The sequence below is a fragment of the Bacteroides sp. AF20-13LB genome (assembly GCF_003603065.1).
In the GTDB taxonomy this organism is placed as follows: Bacteria; Bacteroidota; Bacteroidia; order Bacteroidales; family Bacteroidaceae; genus Bacteroides; species Bacteroides uniformis.
This window is the reverse complement of record NZ_QTMH01000043.1, coordinates 1-1,539: the sequence shown is the minus strand read 5'-3', so window position 1 is coordinate 1,539 and position 1,539 is coordinate 1. Positions and strand designations below refer to the sequence as shown.

1 protein-coding gene is annotated in these 1,539 nt (G+C 36.1%); it reads left to right on the top strand.

Features of this window, described 5'->3' with window-relative positions:
- Positions 1-240: 240 nt before the first annotated feature.
- Positions 241-1,188, top strand: a complete 948-nt coding sequence (locus DWX62_RS21780) for a site-specific integrase (protein WP_119993333.1) — start codon at positions 241-243, stop codon at positions 1,186-1,188.
- The last annotated feature ends 351 nt before the right edge of the window (positions 1,189-1,539 follow it).

Genomic DNA, 1,539 nt, shown 5'->3' with positions numbered 1-1,539 from the left:
TTCCGTTACTTCGCAGGTAACGGAGGAATTTTCCGTGCAAACATAATCGTTTTTCTATAAATGAGCAAATAATAATGCTGTTTTTTTATAATTAATCGAAAAATCTGCATTTAAGCGCACTTTTTTGTTAATGGAATTGTTGTTGCCCCAGCTATTAGCGTATTTGTACGTGTGTTCTGTATTACAGAGGAGTTACCCTTATACATATTATAAATAAGAAATGTATAATTAAAATTGAAGATGAAAGAGATTACCTTACAAGAAATGCTGTCAACTATTATTGGAGAGCTTCGGAAAAATGGAAGATGGGGAACAGCCCATATTTACCAATCCACATTGAATGTGTTTTCCGTATTCAACAACTATCAGAATTTGCATCTGCGCAAACTGAATTCAGTGGTTTTAAAACGTTTTGAAATGTACCTGCGTCAACGGGATTGTAGTTGGAATACCGTTTCCACCTATATGAAAGTCATTCGCTCGGCTTACAATCGAGCTGTAGATTTACGATGTGTCCGTTATACTCCTAGATTATTTGAACATGTGTATACAGGAACTAAAGCAGACAAGAAAAGAGCTTTGGAAGCTTCGGATATAGGAACTTTAGTTCGCGGGACAGAAATGGATTTGTCCAAAAGGATTCCTTCCTCAAGCCTTCAAAAGGCCAAAATGCTATTTGTTTTTATGTTTATGATGCGTGGTCTCCCATTTGTCGATTTAGCTTTCTTGCACAAGAAAGACCTGCAAGGGAATGTATTATCCTATCGTAGAAGAAAAACTGGTCACACCTTGCGGGTACTTCTGTCCCCTGAAGCCTTGCAGTTGGTACGCATGGTGTCCAATAAGGACGAAAACTCACCTTATTTATTTCCAATATTACATAGCAAGGAGGGTACCGAAGCGGCTTATAAAGAGTATCAATCAGCTCTGAGACGTTTTAACTATCAGTTATCAACTTTAAAAACACATTTAAACATGAGTTCACATCTTAGCTCGTATTCGGCAAGACACACATGGGCTACAATGGCATATTATTGCGAGATTCACCCTGGAATTATTTCTGAAGCGATGGGACACTCATCGATAAATGTTACTGAAACCTATCTCAAACCCTTCAACGACAAGAAGATTGATGAGGCAAATGAGAAGGTAATTTCTTTTGTGAAAAGCAATGGAATTTCGGCATAGTTTTTTTGCTTTTTATTGATAGAATAGTCTAAATATGTACTTATTTATTCCTCCCGCAAGAGACTTCTCTTGAAGGGAAGGATCGCCTTGTTTGTTTCTCAGCCACCTTTTCTTATATCAAAGTACTACAAAATAAGACTTTATATTTTCCCCTGTCTTGCAAACCTTTTGAGTCTCTTTCACCTCAATCTTATTTCTTAGTCCTATTATAAGAATTCCACCTATAAGCCCCTCCTTATCTTTATTCATTTAAAATATTATAAACAATTATAGATGTATCGAAACTGTATTAAACATCTTTTTATATAATTGATTAAATATAGATTCCCGTTACCTGCGAAGTAACGGAAT